Raw genomic sequence first — 21224 nt, 5'->3', positions numbered from 1 at the left:
GGGATCAGCCCGCCCGGCGGCGGCGCAGCGTGGGGACGGGATCGGGACGTTCCGCCCCTTCCAGCGGCCCCGCCGCGATCAGTTCGCCGATACGGTCGAGGCCAACGGGCCGGCTGAACAGATAGCCCTGCACATTGGTGAAGCCCGCTTCCTTGGCGTGCGCCAACTGGTCCCGCGTTTCGATCCCCTCCGCCACCGTGTCCATGGCGAGATCGCGCGCCAGATTGCCGATGGCCCGCACGATCGCCCGGTCCTCCGCATTGGCGCTGACCCCCGCCATGAAGCTCTGGTCGATCTTGAGCGTATCGAAGCGGTAGGACCGCAGATAGGCGAGCGAGGAATAGCCGGTGCCGAAATCGTCGAGGGCGAGGCGCAGGCCGATCCGCTGCAATTCGCGCAGCACGGCATTGGTCTGGCCGCTGTCGTCGAGGAAGATCGATTCGGTGACTTCCAGTTCAAGCCGGCGGGCGGGCAGGCCGCTTTCCAGCAGCGCCGCGATGACGCTGCCGGGCAGTTCATTGGATTTGAGCGACGCGGGCGAGATATTGATCGCGATGCGGACGTCGCTGGGCCATGTGGCCGCGGCAAGGCATGCCTCCCGCAGCACCCATTGCGTGATCCCCTCGATCATGCCCATGCTTTCGGCAATGGGAATGAACTCGGACGGAGGGATCGCGCCCAGCACCGGATGGTGCCAGCGGATCAGCGCTTCGCACGCGTCGATATGGCCGGTCGCGAGATCGACGATCGGCTGGTAAAGCAGGGTCAGTTCCTCGCCTTCCAGCGCGCGGCGCAGGCCCGTCTCGATCTCGTGCAGGCGGTTGAACCGTTCCTTGAGCGACCAGTTGAAGCTCGCCGCCCGGTTGCGCCCGGCGTGCTTGGCTTCATAGAGCGCAAGGTCGGCGTGCTGCATCAGCTCGTCCATGTCGCGCCCGTCCTGCGGCGCGACCGCATAGCCGATGGAGGCCGTCACCTGAAGATGATTGTCGGGCAGGTCGAAGCCATAGGCGAAATAGCCGATGATCTCCTGCGCCAGCGCCGCGGCGGTCACGCGGTCCATGTCCGGGCAGATGATGACGAATTCGTCGCCGCCGAAACGGGCGATCCGTCCCCTGCCCTGCACCACTTCGGTCAGCCGCTCCGCCACGCCGCGCAGCAACTGGTCGCCGACCATATGGCCGAGCGAATCGTTGATTTCCTTGAACCGGTCGATGTCCATCCAGAGGATCGTGACGGCGTCGTTGCGCTTTTCGCTGGAATCGAAAATGTCGCGCAGGCGCGTCTGCATTGCCAGGCGGTTTTCCAGACCGGTCAGATTGTCGAACCGGGCCAGCCGCTCGAATTTTTCCGCCAGCAGCGACTTGTCCCGCCGCCCGACCAGCGCCTGCACGACGATGCGGTGGATAGTCGAGCTGATTTCGGCGAGGCCGAGCACCATCATCACCATCGCCACCGACAGCACGCGATAGCCCGTCGATCCCTGAAGCCAGAGGCCCGTGGCGGTCGGCAGCAGGGTGAGGCAGACCTGCCCGATGGCGATCTGCACACGGCCCGCGTTGCGGCCGGAGATGCCGCCTGCATAGCCCGTCGCCATCGACACGCTCAGCATGTGCGTGACCGGATTGTTCGATCCCAGCAGCGTGACGAACGCCATCAGGCCCAGCAGCCCGGAATAGCCCCACGCCCCCAGTTCGTAGATCAATTCCCAGTTCCGGGAAGCTACGGCGGTGCCGCGCTTGAGCTGGCGATGGAAGAAGACCGCCGAAATGACGCGGAGTGTCGCGACGACGCACAGCGCCGTGACCACCAACTGTATCGGTCCCGGCCCGGACATGCTGCTGATGACGATGCCCACCGCCACGCCGGTGACGGCGCCGATCGTCAGCGATGTGGGGGAGGCGTAAAGGGATTCGACCAGACTGCGCCGCACGTCCGCATCATGCGACGGGCGCAATGTTCTCCATTTTTCCAGCAATGTATTTAGCAGGCGCAAATGGCGGGTCTCCGGATTCCCGATCCGGTCAATCGCATTTTTCGTTTATCATCCGGTTAACGCTGTTGCCCGCACTCAGGGCTGATGCAGATCCTTCATCCGTGACCAGAGCGTCTGCGGCGAAGGCGCGTTGTCAGCGATGACCTCCGCCGGATCGACCGCGTCGGGGAAACGGACGCCGCATACGCCGTTCTGGACCCATGTTACGCGCGCCTCGACCGAGAAGTTGCGCGCTTCCAGCCTGATCCAGTCGCCGACCGCCAGCCCGCTGTCATCGTCCAGCATCGCCCCGCCAGCGGAAATGTCTCCCACCATGACCCGCCGGCGCAGCCCCTTTTGCACGAGATCGGCAACGAACTCCGTCGCAAAGCGCGGATGTCTCCGCCGGTCCGGGATACCCGATCCATCGCCCGATCCACCGCCAGCCATCGTCACTTCATCTCCTGCCATGGCGCGGGCGACGCGCCCACATTCCTCCCGCCGCGAGCGCCCACCAGCAGATGAACGGCTGCGCGAACAGGCGGGGATAGTGATAGATCCACCCTAGGCCCGTTCCGGTCGAAAGATCCTGTACCGCGTGGTTGATGTTCAACGGGTAAACGCAAACCGCATAGAAAGCGAGCATGATCCCGGCCAGCAGCCGGGTGCGCGGCACGAAGAGGCCGATGGCGCCCGCGATTTCCGCGACCCCCGTCAGCGCGATGAGCAGTCCCGGCATCGGCAGCATCGCGGGCATGCGGGCTGCGAAGATGTCGGGCCGGGCCAGATGGAGGCATCCCGCGATCAGGAAAATGGGGGCGATTGTCGCTCTGGCGACGTTCGCGCGGCGGAGACGCTTCTGGCTGCGGAGGCTGTCCATGCCCCCTTATCCGCCGACGCCGGGCCGTAGGGAAGAGGATTTGACCGCATAAGAAAAGGCCGGCGCATCGCTGCGCCGGCCCCTTCCCGTTTCTGACGATGAACGGCGGACTTAGAAGTCCATGCCGCCCATGCCGCCCATACCGCCGGGCATCGCGGGAGCGGAAGACTTGTCTTCCGGCAGCTCGGCGATGGTGGCTTCGGTGGTGATGAGCAGACCGGCGACCGACGCGGCGTTCTGGAGCGCGGTGCGCACGACCTTGGTCGGGTCGATGACGCCGGCGGCGACCAGATTTTCGTAGGTGTCGGTCGACGCGTTGAAGCCGAACGAGGTGTCGTTCTGGTCGAGCAGCTTGCCCGAAACGACCGCGCCGTCATGACCGGCGTTGGCCGCGATCTGACGCACCAGCGACGTCAGCGACTTGCGGACGATGTCGATGCCGCGGGTCTGGTCGTCGTTGACGCCGGTGACGCCTTCGAGAACCTTGGTCGCGTAGAGCAGCGCGGTGCCGCCACCGGGAACGATGCCTTCTTCGACAGCCGCGCGGGTCGCGTGCAGCGCGTCGTCGACGCGATCCTTGCGCTCCTTGACTTCCACTTCCGTCGCGCCGCCGACCTTGATGACGGCCACGCCGCCAGCCAGCTTGGCGAGACGCTCCTGGAGCTTTTCGCGGTCATAGTCCGAGGTGGTGTTCTCGATCTGCGAACGGATCTGCTCGGTGCGGCCCTTGATCGAGTCGGCGTCGCCAGCACCATCGACGATGGTGGTGTTGTCCTTGTCGATGGTGACGCGCTTGGCGGTGCCGAGCATGCCGAGGGTGACGCTTTCCAGCTTGATGCCGAGGTCTTCGCTGATGACTTCGCCCTTGGTCAGGACGGCGATGTCTTCCAGCATGGCCTTGCGGCGGTCGCCGAAGCCCGGTGCCTTGACCGCAGCGACCTTCAGGCCACCGCGCAGCTTGTTGACGACGAGGGTCGCGAGCGCTTCGCCTTCGATGTCTTCCGCGATGATGAGCAGCGGACGGCCCGACTGCACGACCGCTTCGAGGATCGGCAGGATCGACTGGAGGTTGCTGAGCTTCTTCTCATGGATCAGAATGTAGGGGTCAGCGAGTTCGACCGACATCTTTTCCGGATTGGTGATGAAGTAGGGCGACAGGTAGCCGCGGTCGAACTGCATGCCTTCGACGACGTCCAGTTCGAAGTCGAGACCCTTGGCCTCTTCGACGGTGATGACGCCTTCCTTGCCGACCTTTTCCATGGCTTCGGCGATCTTTTCGCCGACTTCACGGTCGCCGTTGGCGGAGATGATGCCGACCTGCGCCACTTCGGCCGAACCCGAAACCGGCTTCGAGCGCGACTTGATGTCTTCCACGACCTTGCCGACCGCGAGGTCGATGCCGCGCTTCAGGTCCATCGGGTTCATGCCCGCGGCTACCGACTTCATGCCTTCGCGCACGATCGCCTGAGCCAGAACGGTCGCGGTGGTGGTGCCGTCACCGGCGATGTCGTTGGTCTTCGAAGCGACTTCGCGGACCATCTGGGCGCCCATATTCTCGAACTTGTCCTTCAGTTCGATTTCCTTGGCGACGGAAACGCCGTCCTTGGTGATGCGGGGCGCGCCGAAGCTCTTGTCGATGACGACGTTGCGGCCCTTCGGACCCAGAGTCACCTTGACCGCGTCCGCCAGGATGTCGACGCCACGCAGAATGCGTTCACGCGCTTCACGCGAAAACTTTACGTCCTTCGCTGCCATGATCTTTACCTCTCTTGAGAATTGCGAAACTTGCGAAGTTCACACCGTTGCAGGCGATGAAAATCCGCGAAAAACAGGAAATGACGTCCGGTTCGCAGCTTTACGCCACGATGCCGGGGCCGTCGCCATCAGGCGACAACGCCAAGGATGTCCGATTCCTTCATGATGAGCAGGTCTTCACCGTCGACCTTCACTTCGGTGCCGGACCACTTGCCGAACAGCACGCGGTCGCCAGCCTTCACGTCGAGCGGCGTCACCTTGCCGTCTTCGGCCTTGCTGCCGGTGCCGACGGCGACGATCTCGCCTTCCTGCGGCTTTTCCTTCGCGGTATCGGGGATGATGATGCCGCCTGCGGTCTTCTCTTCCGCTTCTACGCGGCGGACGAGAACACGGTCGTGCAACGGACGAAATGCCATGTTGGTGTGCCTTTCCCTAGCTGTTTTCAGGAAGCGGCGGACGAGCGGATCATCCCGCGCCGGCCTGTCCTCTTCCCGATGAACTTTCCCTTGTTAGCACTCATCCACAGAGAGTGCCAGCGCCGCGAATATGGCGCGCGAGACGCGAGCGTCAAGATGGTTCCAACGATTTTTTAGCGGCGGAGACGACCGGCGCGAGGCCGATGCGGCAAAGCGGACGGGAAGCCGGTTCGGCACCTTGTCCGCTCACACGGGGCTTCCTACCTGCGCTGCATCATTCCCCTGCCGAAAGGACCGGTCCTTGAGCGACACCCCCTATATCCCGCCCGCCGTCTGGACCTGGGACAAGGCGAGCGGCGGAACATTCGCCAATATCAACCGCCCCATCGCCGGCGCGACGCATGACAAGGCGCTTCCGGTGGGCCAGCATCCGCTCCAGCTTTATTCGCTGGCGACGCCCAATGGGCAGAAGGTCACGATCCTGCTGGAAGAACTGCTGGCGGCGGGCGTGACCGGGGCCGAGTATGACGCGTGGCTGATCCGCATCGGCGACGGCGACCAGTTTTCGAGCGGCTTCGTCAACATCAACCCCAACAGCAAGATCCCGGCTCTGGTCGATCACAGCGTCTCCCCGCCCCGCCGCGTGTTCGAGTCGGGGTCGATCCTCGTCTATCTCGCCGAAAAGTTCGGGAAGTTCCTGCCCGCAGACGGTGGCAAGCGGACCGAGACGCTGAACTGGCTGTTCTGGCAGATGGGCGCAGCGCCGATCCTGGGCGGCGGCTTCGGCCACTTCTTCGCCTATGCGCCGGAGAAATACGAATATCCGATCAACCGCTACGCCATGGAAGTGAAGCGGCAACTGGACGTGCTCGACCGGCATCTGGCGGACCATGAATATATGGCGGGCGACGAATATACGATTGCCGACATGGCGATCTGGCCCTGGTATGGCGGCGTGGCGCTGGGCCGCACCTATGAAGGGGCACATGTCTTCCTGGATGCGCCGGGCTACAAGCATCTGACGCGCTGGGCGCAGCAGATCGACGCGCGCCCGGCGGTCAGGCGCGGGCGGATCGTCAACAAGGCGAACGGCCCGCTGGAGGAGCAACTGCACGAGCGGCACGACGCCAGCGACTTCGACACGAAGACGCAGGACAAATTGCAGGAGGTGTAACAGCCTACCGCAGAAGCCCCTACCCCGCTTCCCTGACGATCTCCGCCCAGGCGGCTTCGTCGATCACCTCGATGCCGAGCGCGGCCGCCTGCTTGAGCTTGCTGCCCGCGCCCGGCCCCGCGACGACGAGGTCGGTCTTTGCGCTTACGGAACCGGCGGCCTTCGCGCCGAGGCGTTCGGCCTGCGCCTTCGCCTCGTCGCGGCTCATGGTTTCGAGCTTGCCGGTGAACACGACGGTCTTTCCGGTGACGGCGCTGGCGGTGGTTTCCACGACATAAGGCGGCGGAGCAACTTCGGACAGCAGGTCGTCCCATGCCTCGACGTTGTGGGGTTCATGGAAGAAGTCGGCAAGCGCATGGCCGACCGCCGCGCCGACATTTTCGACGCCGATATGGTCGGCGATGGCCTTGTCTCGCTTCGCCTGACTGTCGAAGGGCTGGTCGCGCAGGGCGATGATCTCCTGCGCCAGCGCGCGGATGGCCGGAAGCGTGGCGTAGCGCCTGAGCAGGTCGCGCGCCGTCACCGCACCTGTGTGCCGGATGCCAAGCCCGAACAGCAGGCGCGCCGCGTCGGGCTGGCGCTTGGCTTCGATGGCGGCGAGGAGATTGTCGACCGACTTCTCCTTCCACCCTTCGCGGCCAAGCAGGTCGGCGCGGTGCGCTTTCAGGCGGAAGATGTCGGCGGGTTCGGCGATCCAGCCGAGGTCGAGAAACTCCTGGATCGTCTTTTCGCCCAGCCCCTCGATATCGAGCGCGGCACGGCTGACGAAGTGGCGCAGCCGCTCGAAGCGCTGGGCCGGGCAGATGAGGCCGCCGGTGCAGCGCACATCCACCTCGCCCTCCTCGCGCACCGCTTCGCTATGGCAGACGGGGCAGTGGTCGGGGAAGAGAAAGGGGTCGCGCGGTTCCTCGCGCGTCAGATTGTCCACCACCTGCGGGATGACGTCGCCCGCGCGCTGGACGACGATGCGGTCGCCGGGGCGGACGCCCAGCCGCTCAATCTCGTCGGCATTGTGGAGCGTGACGTTGGAGACAACCACGCCGCCCACGGTGACGGGGGTGAGCCGCCCCACCGGCGTCAGCTTGCCGGTGCGGCCGACCTGTATGTCGATGGCCTCCAGCGTCGTCTGCGCGCGTTCGGCGGGGAATTTGTGCGCGATGGCCCAGCGCGGCGCCTTGGCGACGAAGCCGAGCCGCTGCTGCCAGTCGAGCCGGTCCACCTTGTAAACCACCCCGTCGATGTCGAACGGCAGATCGGCGCGCGCCGCTTCGATCGCGCGATAATGGGCGATGAGAGCGTCGAGGCTGTCGACCCGAACCAGCCTGTCGGAGACGGGCAAGCCCCATGCGGCGATGGCCTGCATCACGCCGAACTGTGTGTCGGCGGGCACGTCGCTGTGCGCGCCCCAGCCATGGGCGAGGAAGCGCAGCGGGCGGCTGGCGGTGACGGCGGCGTCCTTCTGACGCAGCGATCCGGCGGCGGCGTTGCGCGGATTGGCGAACTGGCGGGCCTTTTCCGGGTCGTCGGCTTCGGCGAGCAGGCGCGCGTTGAGGGCCACAAAGTCCGCCTTCGCCATATAGACCTCGCCCCGAATCTCGAACAGGTCGGGGACGTTCGGCCCGCTGAGCGTCTGCGGAATGTCTGAAATGGTGCGGACGTTCGCGGTCACATCCTCGCCCGTGGTCCCGTCGCCGCGCGTGGCGGCCAGCACCAGTTCACCCTTCTCGTAGCGGAGCGAACAGGACAGGCCGTCGATCTTCGGTTCCGCCGTCAGCGCGACCGGCTCCGCTTCGGGCAGCGCGAGGAAGCGGCGGACGCGGGCGATGAACTCGGCGATGTCCTCGTCCGAAAAGCCGTTGTCGAGGCTCATCATGCGGACGGCATGGGGCACTTTCTTGAGCGTCGATGTCGCGGTGGCGCCCACCTGCGCATTGGGCGAATCGGCGCGGATGAGGTGCGGGAAGGCGGCCTCCAGCGCGTTGTTCTCGCGGATCAGCGCGTCATAGTCCGCGTCGCTGATCTCCGGCGCGTCCTGATCGTGATAGAGCCGATTGTGCTTTGCCACCTCCTTCGCGAGGCGCATCAGGCGGTTGGCGGCTTCGGCTTCGGTGAGGGCGGCGGGATCGGTCATGGGAATGCTTTAGCCGCAGTCCCCTGCTTCCGGCTAGACCCGCTCCAGCAGCCGTTCCGCCTGCGCCCTCGCCTCCGCCGTGATTTCCGCGCCCGACAGCATTCGGGCGATTTCCTCGCGGCGTTGCGCATCGTCGAGCGCGTGGACGCCGGTGCGGGTGACGGTGCCGTCCGACGATTTGGCGATCAGCATGTGACCCGCGCCGCGCGCCGCGACCTGTGGGCTGTGGGTGACGACGAGGATCTGATTGCTCTGCGCCAGCCGGGACAGCCGTTCGCCGATGGCGTCGGCGACCGCGCCGCCCACACCCCGGTCGATCTCGTCGAAGATCAGCGTGTCCGCACCGCCCCGCTCCGCGAGCGCGACCTTGAGCGCAAGAATGAAGCGCGACAGTTCGCCGCCCGACGCGATCTTCGCCAGCGGAGCGAAGGGCGCGCCGGGGTTGGTCGAGATTTCGAACTCGATCCTGTCCATGCCCTGCGCGCTCCACTGGCCTTCTTCCAACGGCGCGACCACGGTGCGGAAGCGTGCGGAATCGAGCTTCAGGGGCGCGAGTTCGCCCGCGACCGCCGCGTCTAGCCGTCCGGCGGCCTGGCTGCGCGCGGCGGACAGCGCCTGCGCGGCGGCGCGATAGGCTTCCCCCTTGCGCGCGACATCCGCCTCCAGCGCGGCGAGATGTTCCTCGCCCCCTTCGATAGCGGCGAGTTTGGCCGCCATCCCGTCGCGCAGCGCGGCGAGATCGTCGGGCGCGACCTGATGCTTGCGGGCAAGGCCACGCAGGTCGAACAGCCGCGTTTCGATGGCGTCGAGCCGGGCGGGATCGAAGGACAGCGCTTCGGCGGCTTCGGCGAGCCGGTCCTCCGCCTCGCCCGCTTCCACCACCGCGCGGTCGAGCGCTTCGAGCACGGCGGTCAGCAGCGGCTCTTCGCTGGCGATGCGGTCGAGTCGGCGGGCGGCCTGCCGCAACTGGGCGAGGCCGCCGTCCGATCCGGTCAGGCAATCGCTGACCGCCGCCAGATCGTCCGACAGGCGCGCGCCTTTCTGCATCGTCGCGCGTTCGGTGGCGAGGCTTTCCTCTTCGCCCGGTTCGGGCGCGAATTTGCCCAGTTCCTCGACCGCATGGGTCAGATAATCCCGGTCGCGCGCGGCGTTTTCCACGGTCGCGCGGGCTTGCGACAGAGCGGCGGAGGCGGCCTTCCATGCCGCATGGGCGGCAGCAACCGCGCCGGTGTCGCATCGTCCGTAGGCGTCGAGCAAGGCCCGGTGCCCGCGCGGATTGAGCAGGCCGCGATCGTCATGCTGGCCGTGAATTTCCACCAGCGCCCCGCCCAGATCGCGCAGCAGCGCGGCGGAGCAGGGCTGGTCGTTCACGAAAGCGCGGCTGCCGCCATCGGCCTTCAACGTGCGGCGGATCAGCAGCGGCTCGCCCGGCTCCATGTCGATGCCGTTTTCGGCCAGCAGTTCCGCTGCCCGCGTGCCTCCGGCGGGCGGATCGAAGGCGGCGACGACGCTCGCCTGCGCTTCCCCCGCGCGCACCAGCCCGCTGTCCGCCCGCGCGCCCAGCGCCAGTCCCAGCGAATCGAGCAGAATGGATTTGCCCGCACCCGTCTCGCCCGTCAGCACCGAAAGGCCCGCGCCGAACTCCAGGTCCAGCGCATCGATCAGCACGACATTGCGGATGGCGAGGCTGGTCAGCATGACGCGTTTCTACCTGTCACCGCACAAAAGGGGAACACGCAATCGGCGGTCACGCCTTGCCGGGATGTTCCCTCATCAGCTTGAAGCTGCGCTCATACCATTTGGAGCCGGGATAGTTGCGGCCCAGCACGGCGGCGGCCTTCTGCGCTTCGGCGGGAATGCCCAGCGACAGATAGGATTCGACCAGCCGCTCCAGTGCTTCGGGCGTGTGGGTCGTCGTCTGATATTTGTCGATCACGGTGCGGAAGCGCAGCGTCGCGGCGAGCCACTGGCCGCGACGCTGGTAAAAGCGGCCGACTTCCATCTCCTTGCCCGCAAGGTGATCGTTGACCAGATCGACCTTCAGCCGCGCGTCGGCGGCGTAGCGCGTGTCGGGATAGCGGCGGATCAGTTCGCCCAGCGCATCCATCGCCTGCTGCGTGATCTTCTGGTCGCGGGTCACGTCGGCGATCTGCTCATAATAGCAGAGCGCGATCAGATAATAGGCGTAGGGCGCGTCCTTGTTGCCGGTGTGGATCGACAGGAAACGCTGAGCCGCCGAAATGGATTCGGGATAGTCCTTGTTCATATAATAGCTGAACGCCGACATGAGCTGCGCCCGGCGCGCCCAGGGCGAATAGGGATGCTGCCGCTCCACTTCGTCGAACAGCGCGGCGGCGAGCTTGAACTGGCCGCGATCCAGCCGGTCCTTGCCGCTGTTGTAGAGCGTCGACACGTCGCGGGCGACATATTGGGTGTCGGCCTTGTTCTTCGACGTGGCGCAACCGGCCAGCAGGGCAGAGAGCAGGACGGGGGCGGCAAGCGCGCCCATGCGCGTCAGGGATTTGGTCAGCATGGGCCGGGTCATAGCCGAGCCGGCCGCCCGCGCCAAGCGGCAGAATGCGGCGTGCGTCAGCCCGCCAGCCCTTCCGCCTTTTCCGCCAGTTCCAGCCAGCGTTCTTCGGCGGCGTCCTTTTCCCCGCGCGCCTTTTCGATGGCGGCGGTGAGCGCGGCGAAGCGTTTCGGGTCGCGGGTATAGAGCGCCGGGTCGGCGAGCGCGTCCTCGTCGCGCGCGATGGCCGCTTCCAGTTCCTCGACGCGCTTTGGCAGCAGGTCGAGGTCGCGCTGGTCCTTGTAGCTGAGCTTGGCGGACGCGGGCTTGGGCGGCGGCGGAGGCGCGGCGTCTTTCTTTTCCGCTCTGGGCGCGCGGCGCGGGTCGCGCTTGGCGATCCAGTCGGCATAGCCGCCGACGATCACGTCCACCGTGCCGCTGCCGTCGAGGCCCAGCGTCACCGTGACCGTGCGGTCGAGGAAATCGCGGTCGTGGCTGACGATCAGGACCGTGCCGTCATAGTCGGCGATGACTTCCTGGAGCAGGTCGAGCGTTTCGAGGTCGAGATCATTGGTCGGCTCGTCCAGCACCAGCAGGTTGGATTCGCGCGCGAACTCCCGCGCGAACAGCAGGCGGGAACGCTCACCGCCCGACAGCGTGCCGACCTTCGCTTCGGCCAGCGAGGGATCGAACAGGAAGTCCTTGAGATAGCCGTGGACATGCTTGCGCACCCCGCGCACGTCGATCCAGTCGCCCCCCTCGGCCAGCACGTCGCGGACGGTCTTGTCGCCCTGCATCAGGCTGCGCTGCTGGTCGATGAAGATCATGTCCAGCGTCTTCGCCAGCGTCACTTCGCCGCTGTCGGGCGCGAGTTCGCCGGTCAGCAGTTTCAGCAGCGTCGACTTTCCCGCGCCGTTGCCGCCGACGATGCCGATGCGGTCGCCGCGCTGCACGCGCAGGGAGAAGTCCTTGATGATCGTTCGGTCGCCGAAATTTTTGCTGACATGCTCGGCCTTGATGACGCTCTTGGTCTTGCTGTCGTCGCTGCTGACGGCGAGCTTGGCGGTGCCTTGCGGCCCCTGCATCGCGGCCCGCTGGGCGCGCATTTCCCAGAGCTTGGCGAGGCGGCCCTGATTGCGCTTGCGCCGGGCGGTGACGCCCCGCTCCAGCCAGTGCGCCTCGATCTTGAGCTTCGCGTCGAGCTTTTCGGCGGCGCGGGCTTCTTCGGCATAGACCGCTTCCATCCACTGTTCGAAACCGCCGAAGCCGATTTCGTTGCGGCGCATCGAACCGCGGTCTAGCCAGAGCGTCTGGCGCGTCAGCCGCGTCAGGAAAGCGCGGTCGTGGCTGATGACGATGAACGCGCCATTATAGCGCGCCAGCCAGTTTTCCAGCCAGTCGATCGCGGCGATGTCGAGATGGTTGGTCGGCTCGTCGAGCAGCAGCAGATCCGGTTCGCTGGCGAGCGCGCGGGCGATGGCGGCGCGGCGGCGCTCACCCCCGCTCGCCGTCCTCGCTTCGCGCGACAGGTCGATGCCGAGCTGGTCGGCGATGGCTTCCACCTCATGCGCGGGCGGCGCGAACTCGCCCGCCAGCGCGAAATCGTGGAGCGTGGCGAAGGGCGTCACGTCCGGGTCCTGTTCCAGCATGATGACCCGCGCGCCCGGCTGCACCGAGCGCGTGCCCTCGTCCGGCTCGATCTGGCCGCCCAGCAGCTTGAGCAGCGTCGTCTTGCCCGCGCCGTTGCGCCCGATCAGCGCCAGCCGGTCACGCTGCCCGACATGGATGTCGATGTTGCGGAAAAGCCAGTGCGTGCCCTGCGAAAGGCCGAGATTTTCGAACGAGAGGATCGGAGCCGCCATGGCGGTGCAGCTAGGCGCTTGGGCAGGCGCGGGCAAGAGCGATGGAACCACAAAGCTGTCGCACGGCTTTCAACGCAGGACAGCGTCGGTTCATCGCAGCCGTTCCAAATGGACGCATCACCGTAGAGGAGACTACCCCCATGAAATCCGCTTTGGCCCTGCTGGCGCTGGGCGCCGCCGCGATCCCCGCCGCCGCGCTCGCGCAGACCAGCGTCACCATCGCCGAAACCGCGCCCGTCGTGACGCTGAACGTCACCGAAAGCGTCGAGGCCGCGCCCGATGTCGCGACCGTGGGCACCGGCGTCCAGACCCGCGCGCCCACCGCGCAGGCAGCCATGCAGCAGAATGCCGCGCAGACCGAAAAGCTGATCGCCGCGCTGGCCAGGGCGGGCATCGCCAGGAAGGACATCCAGACCAGCGGGATCAACCTCAGCGCGCAATATGATTACAGCAACAATAATGGCCAGTCGCCGACGCCGCGCTTCATCGGCTACGAAGCGTCGAACCAGTTGACTGTCAAGCTGCGCGACATCAAGCGGGTTGGCGCGTCGCTCGATGCGATGGTGGCGGCGGGCGCGACCAACCTCAACGGGCCGAGCTTTTCCATCGACGATCCCTCGCCCCTGCTGGTGCAGGCGCGCGGCGCGGCGCTGAAGAGCGCAAAGGCGCAGGCGGACTTCTATGCGCAGGCGGCGGGATACCGCTCGGCCCGGCTGGTATCGATCAGCGAAAGCAACAGCGGCGGCCAGCCGCCCATGCCGATGATGGTCCGCAGCTTCAAGGCGGACGCCGCGCCCGTCACCCCGGTCGAGCCGGGACAGGTCAGCGCATCGGTGACGCTGACCGTGCAATACGCGCTGGAGAAGTGAGAATGCGCGGGCGGCGATCCACAGGGACAGGCCGCCCGCCCGTTCATCCTGCGGCCATTCACCACCTGTTCAATGCCGTGCAGCTATGCCATTGCCATGATTATGAAGTGGAAAAGTCTGGCTGCGGCGGTCGGAACGGCGACCGCACTGGTGCTCACCATGCCGATGGCGGAGGCGGGCAACAGGCGCGACGAACAGGATGCCGCCCGCCGCGCGATGCTGGACGGGCAGGTCATGCCCTTTTCCCTCATCAAGCGCCGCGTCGACGCGGCGGTGGGCGGCGCGACCTATGTCGGCAGCGAATTCGACCCCTCCTCCAACCGATACCGCCTGAAATATGTGAAGGACGGAAAGGTGATGTGGGTTGATGCCGATGGCCGAACCGGCGATATTATCGGCATGGCGCGCTGATCGGCGCGTCTCCGTAACGATCCACATAACAGAAACGGAACCCGCCCCATGCGCCTGCTGATCGTCGAGGATGAACCGAATCTGGGCCAGCAGCTCAGGACCACGCTGGAAGGCGCGGGCTATGCCGTCGATCTCGCCACCGATGGCGAGGACGGACATTTCCTGGGATCGACCGAAAGCTACGACGCGGTCGTGCTGGACCTTGGCCTGCCGACCATCGACGGCCTGACCGTGCTCGACAAATGGCGCAAGGAAGGGCGCGGCTTTCCCGTGCTGGTGCTGACCGCGCGCGATAGCTGGTCGGACAAGGTCGCGGGTCTGGACGCGGGCGCGGACGATTATCTCGCCAAGCCGTTCCAGAGCGAGGAACTGATCGCCCGCCTCCGCGCGCTGATCCGCCGCGCGTCGGGCAATGCGTCGAGCGAGCTGACGGCGGGCGACGTGCGGCTCGACACCCGGTCGGGCAAGGTGACGCTGAAGGGCGATCCGGTGAAGCTCACCGCGCAGGAATATAAGCTCCTCTCCTACCTCCTCCACCACAAGGGCAAGGTGGTGAGCCGGACCGAACTGATCGAACATATCTACGATCAGGATTTCGACCGCGATTCCAATACGATCGAAGTGTTCGTGACGCGCATCCGCAAGAAGCTGGGCGCCGATGTCATCACCACGATCCGCGGCCTTGGCTACAGCCTGGACGAGCCGGGGCGGTAATCGCATTCCTTTTTCCTGCCGTTCGCCCTGAGCGAAGTCGAAGGGCGTGGCTGAGCGCAGGCGAAGCCGCTTCGCTCCGCTCAGCACAGGGCTTCGACTTCGCTCAGCCCGAACGGAGTCGGGGCCTTTCGTGACCGAAGCAGCATCCCCTCCCCCCGTCCGCTCGACCGGCTCGATCAGCCGGAGGATGATCGGCATCGCGGCGCTGTGGATCAGCGTGCTGCTGATCGGCGGGGGCGTGGCGCTCGACCGGGTGCTGAGCGCGGCCATCACCCGCAATTTCGACGACGGCATGAACTATGTGCTGACCGCGATGATCGCAGCGTCGGAAATCGGGCCGGACGGCGAGGTGCTGTTCAACCGGGAACTCGCCGACCAGCGTTTCCTCGAACCCAATAGCGGCCTTTATTACCAGATCAGCGCGCCGGGGCATGAGGACTGGCGCTCGCGCTCGCTCTGGGACCGGGCACTCAAGGCGCCCGCCGATCATCGCGACCGGCAACTCCATGTCTATGACAGCCGTCAGTTTCCGGGAGAAGACCTGCGCATCATGGAGCGCACGGTGATCCTGCCGGGATCGAACACGCGCTGGCTGTTCATGGTGGCGCAGGCGCGCGAGGGGCTGGACGCGCAGATCAGAACGCTGCGGTCGACCCTGTTCAAGAGCTTCGCGCTGCTCGCCATCGGGCTGTTCGTGCTGGCGAGTCTCCAGACCTTTTATGGCCTGCGCCCGCTGCGCAAGGTGCGGCTCGCCATCGCGCGGATGCGGCGGGGCGAAGCGAGCCGCGTCACCGAACCGATGCCCGCCGAAGTGTTGCCGATGGTGGAGGAACTGAACGCCCTCCTCTCCCATAACGAGCGGCAGGCGGAGGAAGCGCGCACCCATGCGGGTAACCTCGCCCATGCGCTCAAGACGCCGCTGACCGTCATCATGAACGCGGCGACGGCGCAGGCGCCCGATCTTGGCGAGGCAGTGATCCGCGAAGCGACGACGATGCGGCGACAGGTCGACCATCATCTCGCCCGCGCCCGCGCGGTCGGGCGGCGCGGGGCGGCGCAGAGCCGGGCGGAAGTGTGGGAAAGCCTGACCGCCGTCGAGCGCGCGGTGCAGCGCCTCTATCCCGACGCGCGGATCGACATGGACGGCGACAAGGCCGCCGCCGTCCGGGTCGAGCGGCAGGATCTCGACGAAATGCTCGGCAACCTGATCGAAAACGCCGCGAAATATGGCGGCGGCAGCGTCTTTGCAACCGTGGGCCGGGCGGCGGGCATTGTCGAGATACTGGTCGAGGATGACGGCATGGGCATCCCGGAGGCCGAACGGGTCCGCATCTTCGACCGGGGTGTCCGGCTCGATTCGGGGAAGCCGGGAACCGGTCTCGGCCTTGCCATCGTGCGCGATGTCGCGGAGATCTACGGCGGCACGGTCACGCTGGAAGAGAGCGAGGATCTGGGCGGGCTGCTGGTGCGCCTGCGGCTGCCGACCGCCTGACCGTTCAGTAATTCCACTGCAACTGGGTGCGCAGCACGTCGCCCTTCGCGCGGCCCGCACGCCGCTCGTCCGCCTCGGCGCGCTTCATCCGCGCGTAGGCGATGGTCAGTTCCAGCGCCCTGATCGGCTGCCATTCGACGCCCAGTTCGACCTCGTCGGTTTCGAGGCGCGGCGCGTTGGTCGCCGCTTTCCAGCCGCCGCGATAGGTCTGCCAGCGGGCATAGGGATTGATCGCGCCGAGCGTCTCGTCGGTCAGGCGCAGACTCGTCTGCACATAGCCGCCCTTCAGCTTCTTCGCCGCAATCGACCGGCTCAGCGGATCATATTCCGGCCCCTTGCCCCAGTTCCATTCGGCCTGAATGCCGAAGGGTTGCGGATAGAGGATGGCGTGGATGCCGACGCGTTCGTCCTTGTAGGCGGCGGGGCTGATGACGCCGCTGCGCAGTTCGGGCTGCACCCGGTTATGCATGGCCGATCCGCCGATCTCGATCACCTGCCCGGCGAAAGACCCACCCAGACCGTCGAGCGCGAAGGGCCAGGTGGCGAAAGCGACTTTCATCAGCCCGTCATTCTGCTCGGTCCGGTTCGTCCCCTGCCCGTTGAACGCGCCAAGGCCGAACGCGCCGTAATTGCCGAACAGCTTCTGCCCGCCCTTCGCCAGCCGGTCCCAGATGCGCTGGACCGAAGGCGGCGTGTAATAGGCGACGACGCCCAGATCGCGCTCGCTCGGCACCGCGCTGTTGATGGCGTCGCTCCGGTCGAGCGGAATGCGGTTGGAGGAGGACTGCATATTCTCCCAGCCATAGGGCACTTTCGACTGGCCCACCCGCAAACGTAGCGTGCGCCCTTTGTCGGCGAAGATGTCGGCATAGACGTCGCGCAGTTGCAGGAAATTCTCGCGCCGTTCGGTCCCCGCCTGATTGTTCACCGCCGATGCGAAATCGGACTGGAGATAGAGCGAGATGCGGTCCGACAGGTCGCCCTGCACCGCCAGCCGGACACGGCGCAGCGAGAAATTGCCCTTTTCGTTGAGCGAAGCGTCATGCACCGACCGCAGCCGCGCTTCGCCTGCGGGCGCGGTCCTGTCGCCCGACAGGATGGCGTTGTAGCGCATCTGCGTATAGCCCCGGAGCGTAAGGCCGTGGGGCCGGGACCGGGGCTTGTCCGGCTCGGCTGCTGTCGGGGCCGGGACAGGCTGCGCGGCGGACGCCAGAGCGGCGGGCGGAACGGGGGGCGCTGACGGGGGAGCGGACTTCGTCGCCACCAGCGCGGCGGTGAGCGCCTGAACCTGCGCCTTGAGATCGTCGATCTGGCGTTGCAGATCGGCGTTGGTCTGCGCTTCGGCAGGCACGGGCGACATGGCCAGCATGCCGGCGAGCCATGGTGCGCTGCGTGTGGATGATCCGATCATGAAAGCCCCGTGATGTTTCGACGGCGCGATTATGTCAGTTCGGTGAAACACCGATGACATTTATGCTTCATTTATGTGACAGTGCGCAGGCGACTTGCCTTCCCCCGCCCCGCCTGCGAAGCCTCAGGGGTCATGCGGCGGCATCTCTATCTGGTGGGCGGGTTTGTGTCGCTGGGGCTGGGCGCACTGGGCGCGATATTGCCCCTGCTGCCGACCGTTCCCTTCATGATCCTCGCCGCCTTCTGCTTCGCCCGCTCCAGTCCGCGGATGGAAGCGAAGCTGCTCGACCATCCGCATCTGGGGCCGCATATCCGGCGCTGGCGGGAAAGTGGCGCGATCAGTCGCCGGGGCAAGAAGGCGGCGCTGGCGGCCTTTGCCTTCAGCATCGTGCTGGCGCTGCTCTTCTCACCCTGGCCGTGGTGGCTGGTGCCGGTGGCGGCGGCGCTGATCGGCGGGCGCTGGATCTGGACCCGGCCCGAAGCCTGACGTCAGTTGACCGACAGGATCAGGTTGCGCACCTGCGGATAGATCTGGTTTTCCCATTTGCTGCCGGAAAACACGCCATAATGGCCCACGCCCAGTTGCAGATGGTGCCGCTTCATATGGCTGCGCAGGCCCGTGCAGAGCGTGTGCGCCGCCGATGTCTGGCCCACGGCGCAGATGTCGTCGCGCTCTCCCTCGACCGTCAGCAGAGCGGTCTTGCGGATCGCGCCGGGATTGACCCTGCGCCCGCCCACCGTCAGTTCGCCCTTGGCGAGCAGGGTGCGCTGGAACACCATGTCGATGGTTTCGAGATAAAATTCCTTCGTCAGGTCGAGCACGGCGAAATATTCGGCGTAAAATTCCTTGATCCTGTCCGCCTGCTCCGTCTTGCCGTCGGCGAGGAGCTGATAGAGTTCGCGATGCTGCGCGCCGTGACGCCCCATGTTCATCTGGACGAAAGCGGTAAGCTGGAGGAAGCCGGGATAGACTTCGCGCCCCCCGCCGGCATAGCGCAGCGGCACGACCGAAATCAGATTATCCTCGAACCACTGGAGCGGCCGCTCGTTCGCCAGATCGGTGACGACGGTCGGCGCGGCGTTGGGGTCGATGGGGCCGCCCATCAGCGTCATGGATCGCGGCGTCGCGGGATCGCCATCCTCCGCCATCAAGGCCACCGCCGCCAGCGCGGGAACGCAGGGCTGGCATACCGATACGACATGCGCGCCCTCCCCGAGATGCCGGAGGAACTGCGTCACATAGCCGACATAATCGTCGAAGCCGAACCGCCCGGCGGAAAGCGGAACGTCCCGCGCATTCTTCCAGTCGGTGATGTAGACATCATGGTCGCGCAGCAGGGTTTCGACCGTGCTGCGCAACAGCGTCGCGAAATGGCCGGACATGGGCGCGACCACCAGCACGACCGGCTGGGGCGTTTCGACATCGTCCTTCACGAAATGCAGCAGGTTGCCGAACGGCAGGTCCAGCGCGATCTCTTCGCGCACGGCCACCTGCGCGTTGCCGCTCTGGACCGTGGTGATGGCATAGCCGGGGCGCTTGTGCGTCAGTTGCGCGCCCTGAAACACGTCCATCAGCGCGAACATGCGGCGGGGCATCGGCCAGTCGGCCATCGGCCCCATCCGTTCGCGCAGGTCGAGCGCCCACTGCGCGCCCAGCCGGGCGGGCGCCAGCATGTCGTTCCACGCCTGATAGCCGCTGTAGAGCATCCGCATCGCCTCAAACTTGCCTTATCGCTGCCTGTCCAACCGAATCGGTCCTACACCGAAACTCTATACAGGCAATTTCTGTTGCACTGCATCATAAGAAATGTGAGTATCGCTCCAGCGCGGGAGGATCGGAATGGCGGTCGCAGAACTCACCCTGTCATCCAGAAATTATTCGTCATGGTCGCTGCGCGGATGGCTGCTCTGCCGTCTCGCCGGTCTCGACGTGGTCGAACGGATGGTGGCGATGGACGACAAGGACAATCGCGCCGAACTGCTGCTGCTGTCGCCGTCCGTCCTCGTGCCGCGCCTCACCCACGAAGGGGCCAGCGTCTGGGACACGCTGGCGATCGCGGAATATCTGCACGAACTTTATCCCGACGCGGGCATGTATCCCGCCGACCGCATCGCGCGCGCGCATTGCCGGTCGGTGTCGGGCGAAATCCATTCGGGCTTCACCAATCTGCGGTCCGCCCTGCCAATGAACCTCAAGGTCCGGCATGCGCGCTTTCCAATCTTCCCCGGCGCGCGCCCGGACATAGAGCGGATCGAAACGATCTGGCAGGAATGCCTCGGCACCTATGGCGGACCGTGGCTGTTCGGAGCGAAGCCGACCGTCGCCGACGCGATGTTCGCGCCGGTGGCGCAGCGCTTCCTGTCCTACGCCGTGCCGGTGTCGACGGCGGCCGCCGCCTACTGCCAGACGATCAACAACTGGCCGCCGATGCGCGAGTGGATCGAGGCGGCACGCGCCGAACCCGACGAGATCATCGAGCTGGAAACCGAATTCTGACGCGGTCCTGGAGCATGATCCGAGCCAGCGGACGAGTCCGTCCGCTTCGAAAATGCTCTAGATCTGCGCCAGCCACTCGGCGATCATGGCGCGCCCCGCCGCCACCGCCGAAGACCCATGGTCCGCATGATCGCGGCGCAGCGCATGAGCGCACTGGCCCGCGCTGTCGAGATCGGCCCAGAAATGGGTCAGCCATTCCTCGAAGCGCGGATCTTCCCCCATTTCGGCGTGGAATTGCAGCGCCAGAAGATGCCGCCCGCGCCGGAACGCCTGATGCGCGTAGCGGTCGGTCGAGGCGAGCAGTTCGACATTGCCGGGCAGGTCGAACGTATCGCTATGCCAGTGGAGCACCGGCACATCGTCGAGATGGCGCAGGGGGGATTCCCGCCCGGTCGCATGGAGCGTCACCGGCTTGAACCCCAGTTCGGTCTGCCCGCCGGGATAGACCCGCGCGCCCAGCGCCGCCGCGATCATCTGGCTGCCAAGGCACACGCCCAGCGTCGGGCGGTCCGCCGTCAGCCGCGCGGCGAGCTTGTCGATCTGGGTGGGAATCCACGTGTGGACATCGGCTTCGTAAACCCCCATCGGCCCGCCCATCATGATGAGCAGATCGGGTTCGCAGAGATCGACGCCCGCGAAATCGGGACTGGCGACGTCGATCCGCTCGATCCGGTAGCCCGCGGCCTCGATCGGCTGGAGATACCCGGCCGCGCCTTCGCGGGGGACATGACGGACGATGAGGGCGGTCTTCATTGCTGGGCGCGACGATAGCCAAGGGCGCGCAGCGTCGCCAGCCTAGCGCTTCTTGCGGCGCGCCAAAATCAGCTATCGCACGGCGCCGCGCCGGTTCCGGGCGATGCGCCACAGCGCGGCAAGGCCGATGAAGCTCCAGACGATGTTCAGCACCATCGACGGAATGGCCCCATGCCACCAGGTGTTGAGCACGAAGAAGGCGGCGCCCAGCGCGTTCATGACCTGAAACGCGACCGACGCGCCCGACATGCGCCCGCTCGACACCCCCACATAAGCCCCGAGCACAAGCAGCGCCCCGGCCCAGCCCACGATCTCGACCAGCAGGTTCATCGTCGCCCCCACGAAAAAGGGCTTCTCCATCGGGAGAAGCCCTTTCTTG

Annotated in this window: 20 protein-coding genes; 7 read left to right on the top strand and 13 right to left on the bottom strand. The window is 66.1% G+C overall.

All coding sequences use genetic code 11. From position 1 onward, the window contains the following. Window positions 1–4: 4 nt before the first annotated feature. From SAMIE_RS02170 to groES, 5 genes are all read right to left on the bottom strand, one after another. Entirely contained in the window at window positions 5–1954 is a 1950-nt protein-coding gene (locus SAMIE_RS02170) for a putative bifunctional diguanylate cyclase/phosphodiesterase (protein ID WP_232037347.1), read from the bottom strand. Window positions 1955–2068: 114 nt separating this feature from the next. Beyond that, entirely contained in the window at window positions 2069–2443 is a 375-nt protein-coding gene (locus SAMIE_RS02165; protein WP_083952402.1) for a PilZ domain-containing protein, read from the bottom strand. Continuing rightward, window positions 2430–2852, bottom strand: a complete 423-nt coding sequence (locus tag SAMIE_RS02160) for a DoxX family protein (protein ID WP_066698134.1) — start codon at window positions 2850–2852, stop codon at window positions 2430–2432. Before SAMIE_RS02160 ends, SAMIE_RS02165 begins: the two co-directional genes overlap by 14 nt. A 111-nt stretch (window positions 2853–2963) precedes the next feature. Further along, entirely contained in the window at window positions 2964–4607 is a 1644-nt protein-coding gene (gene groL / locus SAMIE_RS02155) for a chaperonin GroEL (RefSeq protein ID WP_066698136.1), read from the bottom strand. Window positions 4608–4735: 128 nt separating this feature from the next. After that, window positions 4736–5023 (bottom strand): co-chaperone GroES, encoded by a 288-nt coding sequence (gene groES / locus SAMIE_RS02150; RefSeq protein WP_066698138.1) that lies wholly within the window; start codon window positions 5021–5023, stop codon window positions 4736–4738. Window positions 5024–5324: 301 nt separating this feature from the next. Between groES and yghU the strand changes: the two genes are divergently transcribed. Continuing rightward, on the top strand, window positions 5325–6197 hold the full coding sequence (gene yghU, locus SAMIE_RS02145; protein ID WP_066698140.1) for a glutathione-dependent disulfide-bond oxidoreductase: 873 nt from the start codon (window positions 5325–5327) through the stop codon (window positions 6195–6197). Between the two features lie 19 nt (window positions 6198–6216). On the opposite strand, the gene ligA is transcribed toward yghU, so the two are convergent. From ligA to SAMIE_RS02125, 4 genes are read right to left on the bottom strand one after another with little or no spacing between them, the layout of a single operon-like run. After that, the gene (ligA, locus tag SAMIE_RS02140; protein ID WP_066698142.1) at window positions 6217–8328 is read right to left on the bottom strand and encodes an NAD-dependent DNA ligase LigA; all 2112 of its coding nucleotides are present in this window, start codon (window positions 8326–8328) and stop codon (window positions 6217–6219) included. Between the two features lie 33 nt (window positions 8329–8361). Then, complete coding sequence (recN, locus tag SAMIE_RS02135) at window positions 8362–10026, bottom strand: DNA repair protein RecN (RefSeq protein WP_066698144.1); 1665 nt, start codon at window positions 10024–10026, stop codon at window positions 8362–8364. A 49-nt stretch (window positions 10027–10075) separates the two neighbouring features. After that, window positions 10076–10861, bottom strand: coding sequence for an outer membrane protein assembly factor BamD (locus SAMIE_RS02130; RefSeq protein WP_066698377.1), 786 nt, complete (start codon window positions 10859–10861; stop codon window positions 10076–10078). A gap of 56 nt (window positions 10862–10917) precedes the next feature. Beyond that, window positions 10918–12699, bottom strand: coding sequence for an ABC-F family ATP-binding cassette domain-containing protein (locus SAMIE_RS02125; protein WP_066698146.1), 1782 nt, complete (start codon window positions 12697–12699; stop codon window positions 10918–10920). Window positions 12700–12839: 140 nt separating this feature from the next. On the opposite strand from SAMIE_RS02125, the gene SAMIE_RS02120 reads away from it, so the two are divergent. The 4 genes from SAMIE_RS02120 to SAMIE_RS02105 all read left to right on the top strand — a co-directional run bounded on the left by SAMIE_RS02120 (window position 12840) and on the right by SAMIE_RS02105 (window position 16185). Next, on the top strand, window positions 12840–13568 hold the full coding sequence (locus SAMIE_RS02120) for an SIMPL domain-containing protein (RefSeq protein WP_066698148.1): 729 nt from the start codon (window positions 12840–12842) through the stop codon (window positions 13566–13568). Between the two features lie 72 nt (window positions 13569–13640). After that, window positions 13641–13979, top strand: a complete 339-nt coding sequence (locus tag SAMIE_RS02115; RefSeq protein WP_066698151.1) for a hypothetical protein — start codon at window positions 13641–13643, stop codon at window positions 13977–13979. 48 nt (window positions 13980–14027) lie between these two features. Then, complete coding sequence (locus SAMIE_RS02110; protein WP_066698154.1) at window positions 14028–14693, top strand: response regulator transcription factor; 666 nt, start codon at window positions 14028–14030, stop codon at window positions 14691–14693. A 187-nt stretch (window positions 14694–14880) separates the two neighbouring features. Then, the gene (locus SAMIE_RS02105; protein WP_066698156.1) at window positions 14881–16185 is read left to right on the top strand and encodes a sensor histidine kinase; all 1305 of its coding nucleotides are present in this window, start codon (window positions 14881–14883) and stop codon (window positions 16183–16185) included. A gap of 4 nt (window positions 16186–16189) precedes the next feature. Here SAMIE_RS02105 and SAMIE_RS02100 read toward each other — a convergent pair whose 3' ends face one another. Then, a complete protein-coding gene (locus SAMIE_RS02100) occupies window positions 16190–17596 on the bottom strand; it encodes a porin (RefSeq protein WP_083952408.1) in 1407 nt (468 codons plus the stop codon). Window positions 17597–17728: 132 nt separating this feature from the next. On the opposite strand from SAMIE_RS02100, the gene SAMIE_RS02095 reads away from it, so the two are divergent. Continuing rightward, a complete protein-coding gene (locus SAMIE_RS02095; RefSeq protein WP_066698158.1) occupies window positions 17729–18082 on the top strand; it encodes a YbaN family protein in 354 nt (117 codons plus the stop codon). A 2-nt stretch (window positions 18083–18084) separates the two neighbouring features. Here the strand turns inward: SAMIE_RS02095 and SAMIE_RS02090 are convergent, their stop codons facing one another. Then, window positions 18085–19308 carry a polyhydroxyalkanoate depolymerase gene (locus tag SAMIE_RS02090; protein WP_066698160.1) on the bottom strand — a complete coding sequence of 408 codons (1224 nt, stop codon included), beginning with the start codon at window positions 19306–19308 and terminating at the stop codon, window positions 18085–18087. A 127-nt stretch (window positions 19309–19435) separates the two neighbouring features. Between SAMIE_RS02090 and SAMIE_RS02085 the strand changes: the two genes are divergently transcribed. Next, window positions 19436–20092, top strand: coding sequence for a glutathione S-transferase (locus tag SAMIE_RS02085; RefSeq protein ID WP_066698170.1), 657 nt, complete (start codon window positions 19436–19438; stop codon window positions 20090–20092). A gap of 57 nt (window positions 20093–20149) precedes the next feature. Here SAMIE_RS02085 and SAMIE_RS02080 read toward each other — a convergent pair whose 3' ends face one another. Together SAMIE_RS02080 and SAMIE_RS02075 are read right to left on the bottom strand one after the other, a co-directional pair. Continuing rightward, window positions 20150–20845 carry a glutamine amidotransferase gene (locus SAMIE_RS02080; protein ID WP_066698177.1) on the bottom strand — a complete coding sequence of 232 codons (696 nt, stop codon included), beginning with the start codon at window positions 20843–20845 and terminating at the stop codon, window positions 20150–20152. Window positions 20846–20917: 72 nt separating this feature from the next. Beyond that, window positions 20918–21205 (bottom strand): CBU_0592 family membrane protein, encoded by a 288-nt coding sequence (locus SAMIE_RS02075; protein WP_232037346.1) that lies wholly within the window; start codon window positions 21203–21205, stop codon window positions 20918–20920. Window positions 21206–21224: the final 19 nt, after the last annotated feature.

Origin of the sequence: Sphingobium amiense (genome assembly GCF_003967075.1) — a bacterium.
In the GTDB taxonomy this organism is placed as follows: Bacteria; Pseudomonadota; Alphaproteobacteria; order Sphingomonadales; family Sphingomonadaceae; genus Sphingobium; species Sphingobium amiense.
Note: the sequence above shows the minus strand (reverse complement) of the source record. Positions and strands in the feature narration are given on the sequence as shown.

Excerpts from the sequence above, each read along its gene's own strand:
- SAMIE_RS02165 (WP_083952402.1), bottom strand. The coding sequence starts at position 2,443 with ATGGCAGGAGATGAAGTGACGATGGCTGGCGGTGGATCGGGCGATGGA.
- SAMIE_RS02160 (WP_066698134.1), bottom strand. The coding sequence starts at position 2,852 with ATGGACAGCCTCCGCAGCCAGAAGCGTCTCCGCCGCGCGAACGTCGCC.
- groL (WP_066698136.1), bottom strand. The coding sequence starts at position 4,607 with ATGGCAGCGAAGGACGTAAAGTTTTCGCGTGAAGCGCGTGAACGCATT.
- groES (WP_066698138.1), bottom strand. The coding sequence starts at position 5,023 with ATGGCATTTCGTCCGTTGCACGACCGTGTTCTCGTCCGCCGCGTAGAA.
- ligA (WP_066698142.1), bottom strand. The coding sequence starts at position 8,328 with ATGACCGATCCCGCCGCCCTCACCGAAGCCGAAGCCGCCAACCGCCTG.
- recN (WP_066698144.1), bottom strand. The coding sequence starts at position 10,026 with ATGCTGACCAGCCTCGCCATCCGCAATGTCGTGCTGATCGATGCGCTG.
- SAMIE_RS02130 (WP_066698377.1), bottom strand. The coding sequence starts at position 10,861 with ATGCTGACCAAATCCCTGACGCGCATGGGCGCGCTTGCCGCCCCCGTC.
- SAMIE_RS02125 (WP_066698146.1), bottom strand. The coding sequence starts at position 12,699 with ATGGCGGCTCCGATCCTCTCGTTCGAAAATCTCGGCCTTTCGCAGGGC.
- SAMIE_RS02120 (WP_066698148.1), top strand. The coding sequence starts at position 12,840 with ATGAAATCCGCTTTGGCCCTGCTGGCGCTGGGCGCCGCCGCGATCCCC.
- SAMIE_RS02115 (WP_066698151.1), top strand. The coding sequence starts at position 13,641 with ATGCCGTGCAGCTATGCCATTGCCATGATTATGAAGTGGAAAAGTCTG.
- SAMIE_RS02110 (WP_066698154.1), top strand. The coding sequence starts at position 14,028 with ATGCGCCTGCTGATCGTCGAGGATGAACCGAATCTGGGCCAGCAGCTC.
- SAMIE_RS02105 (WP_066698156.1), top strand. The coding sequence starts at position 14,881 with ATGATCGGCATCGCGGCGCTGTGGATCAGCGTGCTGCTGATCGGCGGG.
- SAMIE_RS02100 (WP_083952408.1), bottom strand. The coding sequence starts at position 17,596 with ATGATCGGATCATCCACACGCAGCGCACCATGGCTCGCCGGCATGCTG.
- SAMIE_RS02095 (WP_066698158.1), top strand. The coding sequence starts at position 17,729 with ATGCGGCGGCATCTCTATCTGGTGGGCGGGTTTGTGTCGCTGGGGCTG.
- SAMIE_RS02090 (WP_066698160.1), bottom strand. The coding sequence starts at position 19,308 with ATGCGGATGCTCTACAGCGGCTATCAGGCGTGGAACGACATGCTGGCG.
- SAMIE_RS02085 (WP_066698170.1), top strand. The coding sequence starts at position 19,436 with ATGGCGGTCGCAGAACTCACCCTGTCATCCAGAAATTATTCGTCATGG.
- SAMIE_RS02080 (WP_066698177.1), bottom strand. The coding sequence starts at position 20,845 with ATGAAGACCGCCCTCATCGTCCGTCATGTCCCCCGCGAAGGCGCGGCC.
- SAMIE_RS02075 (WP_232037346.1), bottom strand. The coding sequence starts at position 21,205 with ATGGAGAAGCCCTTTTTCGTGGGGGCGACGATGAACCTGCTGGTCGAG.